Genomic DNA, 15,408 nt, shown 5'->3' on the forward strand with positions numbered 1-15,408 from the left:
GATTAGACAACTTCGACGCGAAGCCTGTCAATCGCCCTAAGGGAAAACCTGGAGTGTATTTTTGGAGCGCCCCTGTTGCGGGCGTTTCTTCATCGCGTTAGCCTATAAAAAAACAGCGAATTAAAGTTCGCATTCCGAATTCAGCGGAAATGCGCCGCGGCTCGAGGGTCCGGCGATGGAGACAGACATGAAGCGCCTCGCGCTTTTTTTTACCGGCCTTTGTCGAATTAAAATTCGCATTCCGAACTAAAAGGAAAGCGATGATGAAAGACGCCACGATGAAAGCCCCCGTCCGCGCACAGGCTCGCCGCTCGAAGGCCGACGCCGCCAATGCCGATGCCGCCGCCGATACCGGCGCCGTGGACGCCGCCGGCGACAAGGCCGGGGCAAAGGCGGCGGACCGGGCCGGCAAGAACACCGTGCAGTCTCTCGCCAAGGGTTTCCGCGTGCTCGAAGCCTTCACCGCGCGCGAACCGGAACTGACCATGGCCGACGTCGCCCGCCGCTGCGGCATGGACAACGCCACCGCCTTCCGTTTCCTCAACACGCTGGTCGACATCGGCTACGTGCAGCGCGTGCCGGACAGCCGCCTCTTCCGCCTGTCGTTCAAGGTGCTGGACCTGGGCTTCAACGCCATCGCGCGCTCGGACCTGCGCGCGCGGGCCCGCCCCATCCTGCGCCAACTGGTGGGCGAAGTGAACGAGGCCGCCTCCGTCGGCGTGCTGGAAGGCGCCGACGTCATCTACGCCGAACGCATCCAGGCCGGCCTGACGCGCCTGGGCGTCGACATCCGCATCGGCAGCCGCGTGCCCGCGTATTCGACCGCGGTGGGCCACGCCATCCTGGCCTGGCTGCCGCGCGAAACGCAGCTCCAGGTGCTGGAGGCGCGGCCGCGCGAGCGCCTGACCGACACCACCGTCACCGAATTGCCGGCCATCCTGGAACGCCTGGCCGCCGTGCGCGAGTACGGCTATGCGCTGTCGAACCAGGAAACCGTATCGGGCCTGTTCGTCATCGCCGCCCCGGTGCTGGACCCCGACGGCGTGCCCCTGGCCGCCCTGAGCGTGGCGGCGCCGGCCTTGAATACCTCGCTGTCCGCGTTCGAAGCATCCACCGCCGCGCCGCTGGTCGCCGCGGCGGCCGAATTGTCCAAGGCCTTGCAGACCACCGGCGGCTTCACGTCGCCTCGTATCACCTAGTCGTTCCCGTTCCAGGCCCCCACGTCCGCATACAGGCGCCACGCCCGGGACAGGGCCACGCATCCAGGAGACCGCAGTGTCCAGTATCGATTTCAACGGCATCATCCCGGCCATCGCCGTGCCTTTCAACCAGGACTACAGCATCGACGAGCCCGAGCTGAAGCGCTTTTCGCGCTGGCTGGCGGGCCAGCCGGGCATCCATGCCCTGATGACCAACGGCCACACCGGCGAGGTGTTTTCGCTGACGCCGCGCGAGCGCGCGCACGTCACGCGGCTGACGGTCGAGGCGGCGGGCGACATCTGCCCCGTGATTTCCTCCATCGTCTGCGAAGGCATCAACGACGCCGTCGAGCAGGCGGGCATGGCCAAGGAAGCGGGCGCGCGCGGCCTGGACATCATGCCGCCGCATCACTGGCTGCGCTTCGGCTTCAAGCCCGAGCATTGCATCGACTATTTCACCGCCATCGGCAAGGCCAGCGGCCTGCCGCTGGTGGTGCACGTATACCCGGCCTGGACCCGCGCGTCCTTCTCGTGCGAACTGCTGGCCGAACTGGCGCGCTCGCCCCACGTCGCCGCTTTCAAGATCGGCACGCGCGAAATGAACAAGTATGCGCGCGACCTGCAGGCCATCCGCGAGGCCGATCCCACCAAGGCCTTGCTGACCTGCCACGACGAGTACCTGCTCGCTTCCATGGTCCAGGGCATCGACGGCGCGCTGGTGGGATTCGCTTCCCTGGTGCCGGGCCTGATCCACGAACTGCTGCAAGCCGTGCGGGCCGGCGACCTGAAACAGGCGATGGCGGTGCAGGCCCGCATCACGCCGCTGAAGGACGCGGTGTACGGCGCGGGCGAGCCCACCGGCGAGGCCCATGGCCGCATGAAGGCCGCCATGGCGCGCGCCGGCATCATCCGCAGCGCCACGGTGCGCCCGCCCACGCACGCCCCCAGCGAGAAGGAGCTGCGCGCCATCGACGCGGCCCTGCTGGCGGCCGGGTTGACGGTGCAGGCGGCCGCCTGAGCCGCCGTCGATACGGGGTCGCCCCCGTCGGACGAGGAGACAGAACCATGTGGAGCAATACCCAGCCCCGGCTGCACAGCGTGGACGCGCCGGCGCCGCGGCCGCCGCTGATCGGCATGCGCGCGGCGGCCAAGACCTACGAGACGCAGACGGGCGCGGTGCGCGCGCTGGACGGCGTCGACCTGGACATCGCCGACGGCGAATTCGTCAGCATCGTCGGCCCCTCCGGCTGCGGCAAGAGCACGCTGCTGCGCATGCTGGCGGGCCTCGACCCTTGCGAGGAAGGCGAGCTGACGCTGGAGGGCCGGCGCATCGACGGTCCCTCGCGCGACGTCGGCGTGGTCTTCCAGGCGGCGAACCTGCTGCCCTGGCTGACGGTGCGCCAGAACATCGAGCTGCCTACGCGGGTCGGCGGGCGCCAGGGGAAAAGCGAGGTCCGCGTCGACGATCTGCTGGAGATGACCGGCCTGGCCGATTTCGGCGCCCGCTATCCCTACGAGTTGTCCGGCGGCATGCAGCAGCGCGCGGGAATCTGCCGCGCGCTGGTCCGCAACCCGCGCACCCTGCTGATGGACGAGCCCTTCGGCGCGCTCGACGCGTTGACGCGCGAACGCATGAACCTGGAGCTGCAGCGCATCTGGCAGGCCAACGGCAAGACCGTGATCCTGATCACGCACAGCATCTCCGAGGCCATTTTCCTCGCCGACCGCGTGGTGGTCATGTCGGCGCGGCCGGGCCGGGTGCTGTGCGACCTGAAGGTCGACATCCCGCGCCCGCGGGGCTTCGACACCATCATCGGCCATCCGGAATACGCCCGCCTGGCGCGCGAGATCCGCGGCCTGCTCAATGCCCAGGGAGATATCGAGTGAGCACGACCCTGCAACCCGCGGCCGCGCAGACGGCCGCCCAGCGCGACGGCCATGCCGCCGCCGCCGCGCCCCGCGAGGGCGCGCGCAAGACGCGTCCGCGCGCCCGCCGGGGCGAGGTCAGGACGTCCTGGATCACGCTGGCGGGCCTGGCGGTGCTGATCGCCGCCTGGTGGCTCAGCGTCCGGCTGCTGCACGTGCCGTCCTACATCCTGCCCGATCCGCTGGCGGTGGTGCGCGCGCTGTGGTCCGGCCTGGCGGTCTCGCCGGCCAGCGCCACCGGCTATTACCTGCCGCTGTGGAGCACCTTCTGCAACGCGGCCATCGGCTTCGCCATCGGCACCGGCGCCGGCCTGGTGCTGGGGTCGCTGATGGCGGAGAGCCGCACCGTGGAGCGGCTGCTGATGCCCTACGCCTTCGCCCTGCAGAGCCTGCCGAAAGTGGCCATCGCGCCGCTCATCGTCATCTGGCTGGGCTTCGGCGACGGCTCCAAGATCGCCATCGCCGCCCTGCTGTCCTTCTTTCCCATCCTGATCAACAGCTTCACCGGCCTGCGCGCGGTCGAGCCCGAGCGCATCGACCTGATGCGCTCGCTGTCGGCCAGCCGCCTGGAGACCTACCGCATCGTCAAGCTGCCCAACGCCGCGCCCTATATCTTCGCCGGCCTGGACATGGCGGTGGTGTACGCGCTGCTGGGAACGATCGTCGCCGAATTCCTGGGCGCGCAGCAGGGCATGGGCGTGGTCATCACCCAGGCGCAGGCCGTGACCGACGTGGCGGGCGTGTTCGCCGCGCTGGTCATCCTGGGCGCCATGGGCATCCTGCTGCACGCGGTGGTGCGCAGGCTGGAGAAACGGGTAGTGCATTGGGCGGACCGCAACAAGCGATAAAGGAGAACAAGATGCGGATGGAACGGAGACATTTTCTTTTCACGGCCGGCGCCATCGGCGCGGCCCTGGCGGCGCGGCCGCGCGGCGCCTTCGCGGCGGACCTGCGCACCGTCAAGCTGGGCGTGGGCCTGAAGGCCATGAGCCCCATCGTCATCAACCTGGCCATCGGCGAGGTGCTGGGCTACGCCAAGGAGGAAGGGCTGGCGCTGAACGTGCTGGCGCTGGGCACCAACGGCAACGTGCAGGTGGCGGTGGACCGGGGGGACGTCGACGTGGGCGTCGGCGTGCCCTCCTTCGGCCTGCCGCTGCTGGCCAAGGGCGAGTGGAAGACGTCGAAGAATTTCTATCAGTACACCTATCCCTACAAATGGGACATCGCCGTGTCGCCGGATTCCACGGTGGCCAGCTACGAACAGCTCAAGGGCAAGCGCATCGGGGTGTCGGACTTCGGCGCCACCGACTATCCGGTGACGCGCAACGTGATGCGCACGCTGGGCCTGGACCCGGACAAGGATTTCAAGTGGATCGCGGTGGGCAACGGCGTGCCGGCGGGCGTGGCCCTGCAGCGCGGCGCCATCGACGCGCTGGCCTACTACGACACCGGATTCGGGCAGATCGAGGCGGCCGGCATCCCGTTCAAGCTGGTGCCGCGGCCGGCCAAGCTGCCGCTGGTCGGCGGGCAGTTCCTGGAGACGCGGGTGCAGACGCTGGAAAGCCAGCGCGCCGTGATGGTCGGCGTCGGCCGCACCGTGTGCAAGGCCTCGCAGTTCATCCTGGCCAATCCCAAGGCCGGCGCGCAGGCCTTCCTGCGCATGTATCCCGAGACCGCGCCGCGCGGCAGCACCCAGGAAGCCGCCGTGGCCGCGGTGCTGCAGGCCATCAGCCGCCGCATCAAGCTGTACGAGCCGCCCTACGCAGGGGCCAAGATGGGCAGCATCAACGTCCAGGAGCTGAAGACGGAAGCGGAGATGAACGATTTCAAGATCAGCGACTACAGCCCTTTCTACACCAATGCGCTGATCGACGACATCAACAATTTCGACCTGGCCAAGGTGCGCCAGCAGGCCAGGGACTACAAGTGATGGCGGGGGCCGAGGCGCGCCCGCCGGCGCGAGTCCTCGTGACCGGCGCGGCGTCGGGCATAGGCGCCGCCATTGCTGCGGCCTTGCGGGCCGCCGGCTGGTCGGTGGTGGGGCTGGACCGCACTCCCTTGCCAGCCGGCGCCGCCGATCATGGCCCCGGCGGCGGGAAGGTGGCGGCCGGCGCGATCCACGGCGCCGCGGACCATGGCGCCGCGCCCGGCGCGCAGGCGCACTTCCAGGTCGACCTGACCGACGATGCGGCCCTACGCGACGCGCTGCGCGCCATCGGCCCCGTCGACGCCGTGGTGCACGCGGCCGGCTTCATGCGCACCGCGCCGCTGGGCCGTCTGGATCCGGTCGACGGCGAGGCCATGTGGCGCATCCACGTGCGCGCGGCCGAGGTCCTGGTCGACGCGCTGGCCCCCGGCCTGCCCGACGGCGGCCGCGTGGTCCTGGTGGGCAGCCGCACCGCCAACGGCGCGGCCGGGCGCAGCCAGTACGCCGCCACCAAGGCGGCCCTGGTCGGCATGGCGCGCTCATGGGCCGCCGAACTGGCCCCGCGCGGGATCACGGTCAACGTCATCGCGCCGGGCGCCACCGACACCCCCATGCTGCGCGATCCCGCGCGCGGCGGCACCCCGCCCCGCCTGCCGCCCCTGGGCCGCTTCGTGCGCCCCGACGAAATCGGCGCCGTGGCGGCCTTCCTGCTCGGCCCCGGCGCGGGGGCGATCACCGGCCAGCAGATCGTGGTCTGCGGCGGCGCTTCCCTGTAGCCCGCCGCGGCGCTTGTCCAGGCAAGGGTGGCGCGGGCGCCACACTTGAGGGTGGCGGAAATACCGCTCCGGCCCCGGTTCCCTTAGACTCCTTGACATAGATCATGGTGCGCCGGGGCGGGGACGCCAACAATCTCTCCGAGTTCATACGGAGATCGTCCCCATGTTCGCAGTCTTGCCGGCCAGTCCTTGCCGCATGGCCCGGTGCTGTCCACGCTCGCGCTCGCCGGGGCGCAGTTTCGCTTCCTTCCTTCCCTTCGTATCGCCTGTTGTATCCGCTGTACGCCCGTCCCCCTGGCGATACACGTTTTCGATGAGGTGAGCCGTGAGCAGGAAACGATGTCCGTCCATTCTCGCGCGCGCCGGCGCATTCGGCCGCGCCCATCCCACCGCCCGTGAAGTCGCGCTGGTGGTGATCGTCAAATTGACGCTGCTGGTGGTCCTGCAGCTTCTTTTCTTCTCGAATCCGCAGAAGAACGCCTCCTTCGGCGCCAATCAAGTTTCCGCCGCCCTGGTCGGATCCCCCACGCAACCCTCGGAGACCGGCCATGATCGATAGTCATGTCGTCGACCTTTCCCGCCTGCAGTTCGCGGTGACCGCGCTATACCACTTTCTCTTCGTGCCCCTGACCCTGGGCCTGTCCTGGATCCTGGTGATCATGGAGTCCGTCTACGTGATGACGGGCAAGCAGGTCTACAAGGACATGACCCGCTTCTGGGGCAAGCTGTTCGGCATCAACTTCGCCATGGGCGTGGCCACCGGCCTGACCATGGAATTCCAGTTCGGCACCAACTGGTCGTACTACTCGCATTACGTGGGCGACATCTTCGGCGTGCCGCTGGCCATCGAGGGCCTGATGGCCTTCTTCCTGGAATCGACCTTCGTCGGCCTGTTCTTCTTCGGCTGGGACCGCCTGACGCGGGTGCAGCACCTGATCGTCACCTCCCTGGTGGCGCTGGGCTCGAACCTGTCGGCCCTGTGGATCCTGGTCGCCAACGGCTGGATGAATTTCCCCGCCGGCGCGCATTTCAACTACGAAACGATGCGCATGGAGCTGACCAACCTGTCGGACGTGCTGTTCAACCCGATCGCGCAGGTCAAGTTCGTGCACACCGTGTCGGCGGGCTATGTCACCGCCGCCATGTTCGTGCTGGGCGTGTCGGCGTGGTACCTGCTGCGCGGGCGCCACGTCGCCTTCGCCAAGCGCTCCTTCGCCATCGCTGCCGGCTTCGGCCTGGCCTCGACGCTGTCGGTCATCGTGCTGGGCGACGAGTCGGGCTACACCACCGGCGAAGTGCAACAGATGAAGCTGGCGGCCATCGAGTCCGAATGGGAAACCCAGCCGGCGCCGGCCTCCTTCACCCTGTTCGGCGTGCCGAACCAGGCCGAACAGCGCACCGACTACGCCGTGCGCGTGCCGTGGGCCCTGGGCCTGATCGCCACCCGCTCGGTGACCGAGCCGGTGGTGGGCATCAAGGACCTGGTGAAGGAAAACCGCGTGCGCGTGGAGAACGGCATGCTGGCCTACAGCGCGCTGCGCGACCTGCGCTCGGGCGATACGTCCGAGCTGACGCGCGAACGCTTCGCGGCGCATCAGAAGGACCTGGGCTATGGCCTGCTGTTGAAGCACTACACCGACAAGGTGGTGGACGCCACGCCGGCGCAGATCGATCGCGCGGCGGCCGATACCGTGCCGCCCGTCGCGCCGGTGTTCTGGTCCTTCCGCATCATGGTCGGCCTGGGCATCCTGTTCCTGGTCACCTTCGTGCTGGCCTTCTGGTTCAGCGCCCGGCGCCTGGTGGACCTGCCCCGATACCGCTGGTTCCTGCGCTGGGCGGTGTGGGCGATTCCCTTGCCCTGGCTGGCCGCCGAGTTCGGCTGGATCGTCGCCGAGGTGGGCCGCCAGCCGTGGACCATCGCCGGCATCCTGCCCACCCGCCTGTCGGCCTCCACGCTGCAGCCCGGCGACCTGTATTTCAGCCTGGCCGGCTTCATCCTGTTCTATACCGGACTGCTCGTCGTGGAAATGTTCCTGATGGTGCGCTACGCCCGCCGCGGCCCGGACTACCACCCGGAGCCGGTGCGCGGACAGACCCTGCCGCCCCTGGCCGGCAAGTCGGCTTGAGGAGCCCGCCATGATTGACTACACCGTTTTGCAAGTGATCTGGTGGGTGCTTATCGGCGCCCTGCTGATCGGCTTCGCCCTGACCGATGGTTTCGACATGGGGGCCTGCGTGCTGCTGCCCTTCGTCGCGCGCAACGACACGGAGCGGCGCGTCGTCGTCAACGCCGTGGGCGCCACGTGGGAGGGCAACCAGGTCTGGTTCGTGACCGCGGGCGGCGCCACCTTCGCGGCCTGGCCGCGCGTGTACGCCACGGCGTTCTCGGGTTTCTACATCGCGCTGCTGCTGGTGCTGTTCGCGCTGTTCTTCCGCCCGGTCGGCTTCGACTACCGCGGCAAGGTCTCGGATCCGCGCTGGCGCGGCTTCTGGGACTGGGCGCTGTTCGGCGGCAGCCTGGTGCCGGCGCTGGTGTTCGGCGTGGCCTTCGGCAACCTGCTGCAGGGCGTGCCGTTCGAGTTCGACGCCGACCTGCGTTCGACCTATACCGGCAGCTTCTTCGCCCTGCTGAATCCCTTCGCCCTCCTGTGCGGGCTGGTCAGCCTGAGCATGCTGGTGACCCATGGCGCCGCCCTGCTGCAGTTGAAGACCGACGGCGCGGTGCGGGCGCGCGCCGCGCGGGCCCAGCGCTGGGCCGGCCTGATCGGCCTGGTGCTGTTCGCGCTGGCGGGCGTCTGGGTGGCGACGGCGCTGGCGGGCTTCCGCGTGCAGGCCAACGGCACGGCGGTGAGCGCTGCGGGCGCCTGGCTCGACAACTATGCGCGCTGGCCGGCGATGATGATCGCGCCGGCGCTGGGCCTGCTGGGCCTGGCCGGCGCGGCGGCGCTGTCCGGCCGCCGTTCGGGAACGGCGGGCTTCCTCAGCTCCAGCGTGGGCATCGTCGGCATCATCCTGACGGCGGGTTTCTCCATGTTCCCCTTCGTCATGCCGTCGTCCACCGATACGGCGCACAGCCTGACGGTGTGGAATTCCACCTCCAGTCCGCTGACGCTGGAAATCATGCTGTTCGCCGTGATCGTGTTCCTGCCCATCGTCCTGCTGTACACGAGCTGGGTCTACAAGGTCATGTTCGGCCGCGTGACCAGCCATGCCATCGAATCCGACCAGCACACGCTGTATTGAACTGAATCAACGGGAGAGTGCAATGTGGTACTTCACATGGATACTGGGCCTCGCCGCGGCGGTGTTCTTCGGCATCATGAACGCGATGTGGCTGGAACCGCGCCTGAACGACGAGCAATAGGAAAGTAGGAAAGCCCCGGCGGTAGGAAAGCCCCGGCATCAGGCCGGTGCTACCGGTTGGCCGGGCGCCGGGGCCCTGCCTTGGGTTTGCCCGGAGGCGGGGGGAATACCCGGGCGCACAGGAAATCGACAAAGGCCCGGACCTTGGGCGAGGGGTGCTTGCTGGCGGGCCAGAGCACGTGGAAAACGCCCGTGCCGGCGGTGTGATCGGCCAGGACGACACGCAGCCGGCCATCCGCCAGCAGATCCCTGACCGAGAACTCCGGCAGATAGGCGATGCCCAGGCCCTGCAAGGCAAAGCACACCCGCGTTTCGATGTTGTTGCAGATCATCGAGGTCGGCAGCGCCAGTTCGGGCGCGCCGGCGGCGCGGCGCAAGGCCCATGTCTCCAGCTTGCCGCTGTTGGGAAAGCGATAGTGCATGCAGGCGTGCCGCAGCAGATCGGCGGGCGCCGCGGGCGTGCCTCGCCGCGCCAGATAGTCGGGCGACGCCACCAGCATCGAACGGAAGGCGCCCAGCCGCCGGGCCGACAGGCGCGAATCGGTGGGCTCGCCGGTCCTGACGACCGCATCGAAGCCTTCCTCGATCACGTCGACCAGCCGGTCGGTGAAATCCAGATCCAGCTCGATCTCCGGGTACTCGCGCATGAACTCGCCGAGCACCGGCAGCACCAGCGAGCTGACCAGGGGCAGGCTGACGCGCAGCCGGCCGCGCGGCGCCGCGGTCGCTTGCGACAACTCCAGTTCCGCCGCTTCGATTTCGGCGATGATGCGGCGGCTGCGCTCCAGGAACAGCGTCCCTTCGGCGGTCAGCGTGATGCTGCGCGTGCTGCGGTGGAACAGGCGCGCGCCGAGCTTTTCCTCCAGCCGCGCCACGCTCTTGCCGATGGCGGATGCCGATACGCCCAGCAGCCGCCCGGCCGCGACGAAGCTGCGCGTCTCGGCGACTTGCACGAAAACCATGAAGCCGTTCAGGCTGTCCAGCACACCCACCTCGATTGCGGACAAACAGGTCCGCTCAGACAGGAACTGTAGCCTACTTTTTCTTTAATCCCCCGCTTTCTATCGTGACGGGCATGTCCATCGACGTAAGGATCTCCCCGTGACGAGTCCCGTGTTTTCCCTTCGCACCGGCGTCCCGCCCGCCCACCTTCCCGCCCGCGTCCAGGCCGCTGTCCAGCAAGCGCTTGACGAGCGCCGCCTGGTCGGCGCCGTGATACTCATTGCCCGCGACGGCGAACTGATCCACCGCCAGGCCGCCGGCTGGGCCGATCGCGAAAGCGGCCGGCCGATGTCCGTGGATGCGGTCTTCCGCCTGGCGTCGGTGAGCAAGCCCATCGTTTCGGCCGCGGCGCTGGCGCTCGTGGCGCAAGGCCGGCTGGGCCTCGATGACGGTATCGACCGCTGCCTGCCCGGGTTTCGGCCACGGCTGGCTGATGGCCGGCCCGCGCGGATCACGGTCCGGCAATTGCTCAGTCACACCGCCGGATTGGGTTACCGCTTCTTCGAGGCCGTTGCGGATGGCCCCTATGCAAGGGCCGGCGTGTCGGACGGCATGGATGCGTCCGGCATCGGCCTGGAAGAGAACCTGCGTCGTATTGCCAGCGTCCCGCTGCTGTACGAACCGGGCACGGCCTGGGGTTATTCGCTGGCGACCGACGTGCTGGGCGCCGTGATCGAGCGCGTGCATGGCGCGCCGCTGGATGCGGCGGTGCGCGAGCTCGTGACCGGCCCGCTGGGCATGGAGGACACCGGTTTCGTCGCGCCCGATGCGCGGCGCGTGGCCACCGCCTATGTGAATGACGCGCCGGCGCCGCATCGGCTGGCGGAGGGCGAAACCGTTTCGTCCGTCGAGGGGGCGGTCGGCATTTCCTATAGCCCCGCGCGCATCTTCGACCCGCGGGCGTTCCCTTCGGGGGGCGCGGGCATGGCGGGAACGGCCGAGGATTTCCTGCGGCTGCTGGAAGCCTTGCGGCAGGGGCGCGGCGCGTTCCTGCCCGACGAACTGATCGCGGAGATGGCGCGGGACCAGACGGACGGCCGGGAACTGCCGGACCTGCCGGGCTTCGGCTTCGGACTGGGTTTTTCGGTGTTGCGCGACCGGACGCTGGCCGATTCGCCCGAATCGGCGGGCACATGGCGTTGGGGCGGCGCCTACGGCCATTCCTGGTTCGTGGACCGGACGCAGGGACTCAGCGTCGTCGCTTTCACGAATACGCTGTACGAAGGCATGTCGGGGCGCTTCGTCATGGATCTGCGCGATGCGGTCTATGGCGCATTGGAGCTGCGATGACGGCCCATCATCGAGACCGCCTTCCCCTCGCCTCGCTGCTGGCCCTGGCGCTGGCTGGCTTCGTCACGATCCTGACCGAGGCCTTGCCGGCGGGGCTGCTGCCGCAGATCGGCGACGGCCTGGGCATCTCCGAGGCGCTGGCGGGGCAGCTCGTTACCGTCTATGCCCTCGGTTCGCTGGCGGCGGCGATCCCGCTGACCGTCGCCACGCAGGGCGCGCGGCGCCGTCCGCTGCTGCTGGCGGCCATCGCGGGCTTCGCCGTCGCCAATACCGTCACGGCGTTTTCCGGCAGCTACCTCCTGACGATGGTGGCGCGCTTCCTGGCGGGCGTGTCGGCCGGGCTGCTTTGGGCGCTGCTGGCGGGCTATGCCGCGCGCATGGCGCCCGAGCACCTGAAGGGCCGGGCCATCGCCGTGGCGATGGTGGGCACGCCGTTGGCGCTGTCGCTGGGCGTGCCGGCCGGGACGTTTCTCGGCAAGCTGGTGGGTTGGCGGATGTGCTTCGGCATCATGAGCGGGCTGGCGCTGCTGCTCATGGCGTGGGTGCGCGCCAAGGTGCCGGACTTCGCCGGACAGGCGGCGGGCAAGCGGCTGCCGCTGCGGCATGTGTTCACCGTGGCCGGCGTGCGGCCGGTGCTGTTCGTGGTGCTGGCCTTCGTGCTGGCGCACAACATCCTCTATACCTACATCGCGCCGTTCCTGGCGGCGGCGGGCATGGCCGGCCGGACAGACCTGGTGCTGCTGGCGTTCGGCCTCGCGTCCCTGCTGGGCATCTGGATCGTCGGCGCGCTGGTCGACCGCCATCTGCGCGCGCTGACGCTCGCCAGCACGGCCTTGTTCGGCCTGTCCGCGCTGGCGCTCGGCGTGGCGGGCAATGCGCCCGCCGTGGTGTACGCGGCGGTGGCCGCCTGGGGCCTGGCCTTCGGCGGCGCGGCGACGCTGTTCCAGACGGCCCTCGCCAAGGCGGCCGGGAACGCGGCCGACGTGGCGCAGTCGATGCTGGTCACGGCCTGGAACATGGCGATCGCCGGCGGCGGCATCATCGGCGGCGTGCTGCTGGACCGCCTTGGCGTCGCCGCGTTTTCACCGGCATTGCTGGCGCTGCTGGCGGCGACGCTGGCCGTGGCGTGGGCCGCCAGGCGGCACGGTTTTCGCCCCTCGTCCGGGGGCGGCAACCCGCAACGGCCTGCTTCTCAGATCCAGCCCAGCCAGCGCCAATAGGTCGCGGCGAACAGCAGCATCAGCGCGTAGCCCACGAGGGTGAGCACGATGCCTATCTTGGCGAATTGCCGCGCGTTGAAGGTGTCCGTGCCCAGGCACACCATGTTCTGCGGGGCGTTGATGGGCAGGAGGAAGCCGTAGCTGACGGTGAAGCCCAGCAGCATGGTCATGCCGGGCCGGCTGAATTCGCCGGGCAGCGTGGTCAGCACGGAAATCAGGATGGGCAGCATGGCCGAGGTCAGCGCGGTGGCGCTGGCGAAACCCAGGTGCACCAGGATGAGGAAGGCCGACAATATCGCGAAGATGGCGACCGCGCCCAGGGAGTCCAGGCCGGTGTGCAGCACCACCTGTTCTCCCAGCCACTTGCCGGCCTGGGTGGTCAGCAGGGTCGTGCCCAGGCTGATACCCACGCCGAACACGATGACGGTGCCCCAGGGGATGCGCGACTGCACGTCCTTCCACGTCATCACGCCGATGCGCGGCAGCATCAGCAGGACCAGGCCCACGTAGGTGGTGGCCGTGGTGTCGTAGCGATGCAGGCGTCCTTCGGTGGCCCACGCCAGCAGCAGCAGGACGGACACGCACATCAGGCGCTTCTGCGGGCCGGTCATCGGCCCCAGCTCGGCCAGCAGGCGGTCTATGGTTTCGCGCCCGCCCGCGATCTCGTTGGCTTCCGGCGGCATCAGCTTGAGGATGGCGGCGATCAGCACCACGGACATGACGATGGCCCACGGCGCGCCGGCGACCAGCCAGTCCGCCCAGGTGACGCGCTGGCCCAGCATCTTGTCCATGAAGCCGATGGTCAGCAGGTTCTGCGCGGCGGCCGTCTGGATGCCGACGTTCCAGATGCTGACGGCCTGGGCCACGACGATCATGATGCCGGCGGCGACGTTGGAGCGCTTGTCCACCGCGAAGGCGGTGATGATCCCCATCATGATGGGCACCACCGCGGCGCTGCGGGCCGTGGCGCTGGGCACCACCAGGCTGAGGACGATGGTGACGGCGACGCAGCCGATCAGGACGCGGCGCGTGCTGGTGCCGATGCGGGACAGCGTCAGCAGGGCGATGCGGCGGTCCAGCCCGGTGTGGGTCATGGCGGCCGCGATGAACAGCGCGCCGGCGACCAGGGCCAGCGCCGGATTGGCGAAGCCGGTCAGCGCCATGCCGATCGCGGCGGAAGTGCCGTATTCGACGGCCGGGTTCTGGATGTTGGGCGCGGTGCCGACGAGGAAGGCGATGAGCGCCGTGATGATGATGGCGCTGGCCTCGTAGGACACCGCCTCGGTGATCCACACGACGACGGCGAAGGCGAGAATCGCCAGCATCCGGTGGCCCGCCACCGGCAGGCCCGCGGGCAGGGGGATCAGCAGGACCGCGACCAGGGCGACGACGCCGGCCGCCAGTCCCAGCGGGATGGCGGCCTTGCCGGGCTTCTCGGGTTTGCTTGCGGGGAGCGCCGAGGGGGCGGACGAGGGCATGACAACCTCCAGTTTCGGTCGTCGCCCCGGGTCGTTGTCGATCTCGTCGTCGATCAGGGCGAAAGCCCCGCTGTCGCGGGGCGGGGGATGGCCGCGCGCGGCATGCTACTTTCCGGCGAGCGCCGGCGCCGGAACGGACTGGGATTGCGGCGTGGAGGCGCCCGCCGGCGCGTCGGCGAGCCAGTCCCGCCGCACCAGGAAGTGCTCGGTCAGCCGCGCTTCGTCGGTATTCGCCTCCGGCCGCCAATCATATCGCCACTTGGCGACGGGCGGCATGGACATCAGGATCGATTCGGTGCGGCCGCGGCTTTGCAGGCCGAACAGCGTGCCGCGGTCGATGATGAGATTGAACTCCACGTAGCGGCCGCGCCGGAATTGCTGGAAGTCCCGCTGGCGCTCGCCGTAAGGCATGTGGCGCCGGGCCGTGACGATGGGCAGGTAGGCGGCCAGGAAGGCGTCGCCGACGGCGCGGGTCAGGGCGAAGTCGCCATGGAAGCCGAATTCGTTGAAGTCGTCGAAGAAGATGCCGCCGATGCCGCGCGCCTCGTTGCGATGCGGGAGATAGAAATAGTCGTCGCACCAGGTCTTGAAGCTGGGGTAGAGATCCTCGCCGAACGGCTGCAGCGCGTCGCGGCAGGTGGCGTGGAAGTGGCGGGCGTCTTCCTCGTTGCCGTAGACGGGCGTGAGGTCCATGCCGCCGCCGAACCAGTAGACGGGCGTCGCGCCGCCGGTGGCGACGAACAGGCGCACGTTCATGTGGACCGTGGGGCAGTAGGGGTTGCGCGGATGCAGGACCAGGGAGACGCCCATGGCCTCGAAGCCGCAGCCCTTCAGGGCCGGACGCTGGTCGACGATGGCGCGCGGCAGGGTCTCGCCCTGCACGTGCGAGAAATTGACGCCGCCGCGCTCGAAGAAGTCGCCTTCCTCGATGACGCAACTGCGGCCGTGGCCGCACAGGGCGTCGGTGGGCGGCCGGTGCCAGGGATCGACCATGAAGGCCTTGCCGTCGAAGGCCTCCAGCGTCGAGACGATGCGGTGCTGCAGTTCCAGGAAATAGGCTTTGACGGTATCGGTATCGATGGACTGGCTCATGGCGGTTCTCACGGCGCGGCCCTCGCCGGCATCTGCGGGCGCCGGACCGGGCGCTGGCGGGGCAGGATTGCCCCTGCATGCAGTCTAGGGAGCCCGCGGCGCCGTGCATTGATGGAGGTCAAGGCGCGGCCGATT

Annotated in this window: 14 protein-coding genes and 1 pseudogene; 12 read left to right on the top strand and 3 right to left on the bottom strand. The window is 69.0% G+C overall.

Annotated features, from left to right (window positions below; genetic code table 11):
• The first annotated feature begins 278 nt into the window (after nucleotides 1-278).
• The 10 genes from CAL29_RS00655 to cydX all read left to right on the top strand — a co-directional run bounded on the left by CAL29_RS00655 (nucleotide 279) and on the right by cydX (nucleotide 9,192).
• On the top strand, nucleotides 279-1,199 hold the full coding sequence (locus CAL29_RS00655; RefSeq protein ID WP_094852621.1) for an IclR family transcriptional regulator: 921 nt from the start codon (nucleotides 279-281) through the stop codon (nucleotides 1,197-1,199).
• Between the two features lie 76 nt (nucleotides 1,200-1,275).
• Nucleotides 1,276-2,217, top strand: a complete 942-nt coding sequence (locus CAL29_RS00660) for a dihydrodipicolinate synthase family protein (protein WP_094851095.1) — start codon at nucleotides 1,276-1,278, stop codon at nucleotides 2,215-2,217.
• A gap of 47 nt (nucleotides 2,218-2,264) precedes the next feature.
• On the top strand, nucleotides 2,265-3,086 hold the full coding sequence (locus tag CAL29_RS00665; protein WP_094851096.1) for an ABC transporter ATP-binding protein: 822 nt from the start codon (nucleotides 2,265-2,267) through the stop codon (nucleotides 3,084-3,086).
• The gene (locus tag CAL29_RS00670) at nucleotides 3,083-3,973 is read left to right on the top strand and encodes an ABC transporter permease (RefSeq protein ID WP_218831788.1); all 891 of its coding nucleotides are present in this window, start codon (nucleotides 3,083-3,085) and stop codon (nucleotides 3,971-3,973) included. The genes CAL29_RS00665 and CAL29_RS00670 overlap by 4 nt, the downstream gene beginning before the upstream one ends.
• A 17-nt stretch (nucleotides 3,974-3,990) precedes the next feature.
• Complete coding sequence (locus tag CAL29_RS00675) at nucleotides 3,991-5,055, top strand: ABC transporter substrate-binding protein (protein WP_094852623.1); 1,065 nt, start codon at nucleotides 3,991-3,993, stop codon at nucleotides 5,053-5,055.
• Nucleotides 5,055-5,828: an SDR family NAD(P)-dependent oxidoreductase gene (locus tag CAL29_RS00680; protein ID WP_094851097.1), complete on the top strand. Its 774-nt coding sequence runs from the start codon at nucleotides 5,055-5,057 to the stop codon at nucleotides 5,826-5,828. Before CAL29_RS00675 ends, CAL29_RS00680 begins: the two co-directional genes overlap by 1 nt.
• Before the next feature lie 325 nt (nucleotides 5,829-6,153).
• Nucleotides 6,154-6,387: a cytochrome oxidase putative small subunit CydP gene (cydP, locus tag CAL29_RS00685; protein ID WP_094851098.1), complete on the top strand. Its 234-nt coding sequence runs from the start codon at nucleotides 6,154-6,156 to the stop codon at nucleotides 6,385-6,387.
• Nucleotides 6,377-7,954: a cytochrome ubiquinol oxidase subunit I gene (locus CAL29_RS00690; protein ID WP_094851099.1), complete on the top strand. Its 1,578-nt coding sequence runs from the start codon at nucleotides 6,377-6,379 to the stop codon at nucleotides 7,952-7,954. The genes cydP and CAL29_RS00690 overlap by 11 nt, the downstream gene beginning before the upstream one ends.
• Before the next feature lie 13 nt (nucleotides 7,955-7,967).
• Nucleotides 7,968-9,071, top strand: a complete 1,104-nt coding sequence (gene cydB, locus CAL29_RS00695; RefSeq protein ID WP_094852624.1) for a cytochrome d ubiquinol oxidase subunit II — start codon at nucleotides 7,968-7,970, stop codon at nucleotides 9,069-9,071.
• A gap of 22 nt (nucleotides 9,072-9,093) precedes the next feature.
• A complete protein-coding gene (gene cydX / locus CAL29_RS00700; RefSeq protein ID WP_094851100.1) occupies nucleotides 9,094-9,192 on the top strand; it encodes a cytochrome bd-I oxidase subunit CydX in 99 nt (32 codons plus the stop codon).
• A gap of 49 nt (nucleotides 9,193-9,241) precedes the next feature.
• Here the strand turns inward: cydX and CAL29_RS00705 are convergent, their stop codons facing one another.
• Nucleotides 9,242-10,174, bottom strand: a complete 933-nt coding sequence (locus CAL29_RS00705; protein WP_094852625.1) for a LysR family transcriptional regulator — start codon at nucleotides 10,172-10,174, stop codon at nucleotides 9,242-9,244.
• Between the two features lie 118 nt (nucleotides 10,175-10,292).
• On the opposite strand from CAL29_RS00705, the gene CAL29_RS00710 reads away from it, so the two are divergent.
• The gene (locus CAL29_RS00710; protein WP_094851101.1) at nucleotides 10,293-11,483 is read left to right on the top strand and encodes a serine hydrolase domain-containing protein; all 1,191 of its coding nucleotides are present in this window, start codon (nucleotides 10,293-10,295) and stop codon (nucleotides 11,481-11,483) included.
• Nucleotides 11,480-12,703 (top strand): MFS transporter, encoded by a 1,224-nt coding sequence (locus CAL29_RS00715; RefSeq protein WP_094851102.1) that lies wholly within the window; start codon nucleotides 11,480-11,482, stop codon nucleotides 12,701-12,703. The genes CAL29_RS00710 and CAL29_RS00715 overlap by 4 nt, the downstream gene beginning before the upstream one ends.
• Here CAL29_RS00715 and CAL29_RS00720 read toward each other — a convergent pair.
• Both CAL29_RS00720 and hemF read right to left on the bottom strand, forming a co-directional pair.
• Nucleotides 12,676-14,181: a DASS family sodium-coupled anion symporter gene (locus tag CAL29_RS00720; RefSeq protein ID WP_094851103.1), complete on the bottom strand. Its 1,506-nt coding sequence runs from the start codon at nucleotides 14,179-14,181 to the stop codon at nucleotides 12,676-12,678. The genes CAL29_RS00715 and CAL29_RS00720 overlap by 28 nt on opposite strands.
• Before the next feature lie 180 nt (nucleotides 14,182-14,361).
• A pseudogene (gene hemF / locus CAL29_RS00725) lies at nucleotides 14,362-15,273 on the bottom strand (oxygen-dependent coproporphyrinogen oxidase); the annotation flags it as partial.
• Nucleotides 15,274-15,408 lie beyond the last annotated feature (135 nt).

Source organism: Bordetella genomosp. 10, from assembly GCF_002261225.1.
GTDB lineage: Bacteria > Pseudomonadota > Gammaproteobacteria > Burkholderiales > Burkholderiaceae_B > Bordetella_C.